At 68.8% G+C, this 2,693-nt stretch carries 3 protein-coding genes and 1 pseudogene; 3 read left to right on the top strand and 1 reads right to left on the bottom strand.

Going from position 1 to position 2,693, the window contains the following annotated elements; all coding sequences use genetic code 11:
• Window positions 1–394: 394 nt before the first annotated feature.
• From ACFYQA_RS39345 to ACFYQA_RS39355, 3 genes are all read left to right on the top strand, one after another.
• Window positions 395–817: an ATP-binding protein gene (locus ACFYQA_RS39345; protein ID WP_388928632.1), complete on the top strand. Its 423-nt coding sequence runs from the start codon at window positions 395–397 to the stop codon at window positions 815–817.
• 94 nt (window positions 818–911) lie between these two features.
• Window positions 912–1,892 (top strand): arabinan endo-1,5-alpha-L-arabinosidase, encoded by a 981-nt coding sequence (locus ACFYQA_RS39350; protein ID WP_388928634.1) that lies wholly within the window; start codon window positions 912–914, stop codon window positions 1,890–1,892.
• On the top strand, window positions 1,874–2,116 hold the full coding sequence (locus tag ACFYQA_RS39355; RefSeq protein ID WP_388928636.1) for a hypothetical protein: 243 nt from the start codon (window positions 1,874–1,876) through the stop codon (window positions 2,114–2,116). The genes ACFYQA_RS39350 and ACFYQA_RS39355 overlap by 19 nt, the downstream gene beginning before the upstream one ends.
• Window positions 2,117–2,229: 113 nt before the next feature.
• Here the strand turns inward: ACFYQA_RS39355 and ACFYQA_RS39360 are convergent.
• Window positions 2,230–2,610 (bottom strand): annotated as a pseudogene (locus ACFYQA_RS39360) (hypothetical protein); the annotation flags it as partial.
• Window positions 2,611–2,693: the final 83 nt, after the last annotated feature.

The following is a 2,693-nucleotide window of genomic DNA, read 5'->3' on the forward strand; positions in this document are numbered from 1 at the left end:
CGGAGTCCTGATACCGCTCCCGGGTGCGACGGCGGGCGGTCGCCCGACCGGAGGAAGGGGGAGTGCGTGACACGCACCACTCCGAGCCGGCGATCACTACCGGCAACGCAACCCGAGCCATGACCACCTGGCGCAACCTCGCCATCGGAGCCCTACGAGCAGCCGGGACGAAGAACATCGCCGCCGAACTCCGCCACGACGACCGCGACCACCGCCGCCCCGCCCGTTCCCGCCGCACCCTCATCGACCACGGGTGGTCACCGGTACTGTCCATTTCGTCACCGTGTACGCCGGTGCAGCGTACGTGGCTCTCACCTGGAGAAGTGTCCACGGGGTGCGCCGGATCGGGCGCACGACCGCACACCCCGCACAGCAAGAGCCGGTTATCGTACGTGTGTTCACTCAGCGGTTCAGCTCCACCCCGCGTGGCGCCCGGCTCGCACGGCACCTCGCCGTGCACCAACTGCACGCCTGGGGTGTCCCGTACGGCACGGACGTCTCCGACGCCGTCGGGCTGATCGTCGGCGAGCTCGCCGCCAACGCCGTGACGCACGGCCGCGTACCAGGGCGGGACTTCGAGCTGACGCTCACTCGTCTTGCCGACAGGGCCCGTACCGAGGTGACCGATGCGCGCACCGGGCCGCCGTATCCGCCTGATCCCGGCGGGGTGGGCGCTTCGCGCCCTCTCGGCGAGCGCGGTCGCGGACTCCTGCCGGCCGAAGCGCTCGCCGAGCGGTGGGAGGTGGTGGACCGGGAGCCGCCGGCGAAGACCGTCCGCGCGGAGGTGGGCGTCGATCGGGACTGCGCGGGTCATTGACGCGCAAGTGGTTCGATTCTACGGTCCCGTTCGAAATTGCGATCGTTGTTCGACATCACGGACATGCTCTGACCCCCACCGCAAGGAGACCCTCATGCGCCGCAGCTCTCTCCGTAAACGCACCGTCCTCCTCGCTCTCCCCGCCGCCGCCCTGCTCGCGCTCATGCCGACCACCGCGTCGGCGTACCCCAACCCCGGCCGGGTCACCGGCTCCGTCGTCACCCACGATCCGTCGATGATGCGGACGTCGTCGGGGCAGTACCTGCTGTACGCGACCGGCGGCGGCATCAGCAACAAGACGTCGAACGACCGCACCGCCTTCAGCGCCGGGGCGGACGCCTTCAACTCCCGGCCGAGCTGGTGGCGGACCTACTCCTCCGTGCCGGAGGCGTGGGCGCCCGACATCTCGTACCACGGAGGCAAGTACCTGATGTACTACTCCGTCTCGAAGTTCGGCTCCAACACCTCCGCCATCGGGCTCGCCACCTCCAGCACCGGGCAGCCGGGCAGTTGGAGCGACCAGGGCACCGTCTACACGTCCAGCTCCTCCAGCGACTACAACGCCATCGACCCCAACCTCTTCGTCGACGACGACGGCAAGTGGTGGCTGTCCTTCGGCAGTTGGTGGACCGGGATCAAGATGATCCAGATCAACCCGTCCAGCGGGAAGCAGCTCTCCAGCAACACCACCCGCTACTCCCTCGCCTCCCGGCCCACCGGGACCAAGGCCGTCGAGGCGCCCTTCATCGTCAAACGCAGCGGCTACTACTACCTGTTCGCTTCCTACGACACCTGCTGCGCCGGGACCGGCTCCACCTACAAGGTGAAGGTCGGGCGGGCCACCGGCATCACCGGGCCGTACCGGGACAAGAACGGTGTCGCGATGATGAGCAACGGCGGGACGCCCGTACTGGAGTCGCACGGCAGCATCGTCGGGCCCGGCGGGCAGTCGATCATGAACGACGTCGACGGCGACCTGATCGTCTACCACTACTACGACGCAGGCGACAACGGCACCCCCAAGCTCGGCATCAACCTCCTGAACTGGAGCAGCGGATGGCCCATCGCCTACTGACCCTGCTGGCCGCGCTGCTGCTCGCCCTCTCGCTCGGGCAGTCCTCCGCACAGGCGGCCTCGTTCAGCAACCCCGTCAAGACCCAGAAGAGCGCCGACCCCTGGATCGTCCGTCACGACGGCAACTACCACCTGATCAGAACGTCCTGGACCGACGTCATCACCATCCGCAGGTCGGCCACCCTCGCCGGGCTGAACACCGTGCCCAGCGCGCAGGTGTGGTAGGGCGACGCGGCCTCCCGGTGCTGCAACATCTGGGCGCCCGAACTGCACTTCCTCAACGGCCGCTGGTACCTGTACTACGTCGCCGGGCAGAACGTCTCCGACTACAACCGTTCCTATTCAGTGAGCAGGAGTGGGTCCTGGGCCCATTCCCGCTCTCTGTGGACATCCCCAACGGTGTTGGATGTCCTGGTCGCCCGCGTTCGCTCCGCCTCCGGTGGCACGGATCGTGTCCGTGGTCCGGGAAGGCGGCGGCGGGCTCCCTCACGCCCGGGGGCATCCGGGCCGGCCTGGACGGTCCGATGCCCGTGCACATCACTCCGGTGTGCACGGGGCGGTGTCGTCCGACGCCGGAGCGGATAGCCCTGGGCGCGTCGCCCGATCGCGATGCCGGCGGCATCGATGGGGGTGCCCCCTGCTTGAGCGCAGTCGAGAGCTTGGGGGAGGGTGGTCCTGCGGGTGGTGCTGGTCAGGGGTTTCTGCCGGTGCTGGGCGCCCCGTCGGGTAGGCCCCCCGCATTGCTGCGGGAGGCCCCCCTCAGAACCGGACTGGCGAGTTGTCCCCGCATCCGGCTCAAGCA

The sequence above is a fragment of the Streptomyces sp. NPDC005774 genome (genome assembly GCF_042871645.1).
Classification (GTDB): Bacteria; Actinomycetota; Actinomycetes; order Streptomycetales; family Streptomycetaceae; genus Streptomyces; species Streptomyces pratens.

Excerpts from the sequence above, each read along its gene's own strand:
- ACFYQA_RS39350 (WP_388928634.1), top strand. The coding sequence starts at position 912 with ATGCGCCGCAGCTCTCTCCGTAAACGCACCGTCCTCCTCGCTCTCCCC.
- ACFYQA_RS39355 (WP_388928636.1), top strand. The coding sequence starts at position 1,874 with ATGGCCCATCGCCTACTGACCCTGCTGGCCGCGCTGCTGCTCGCCCTC.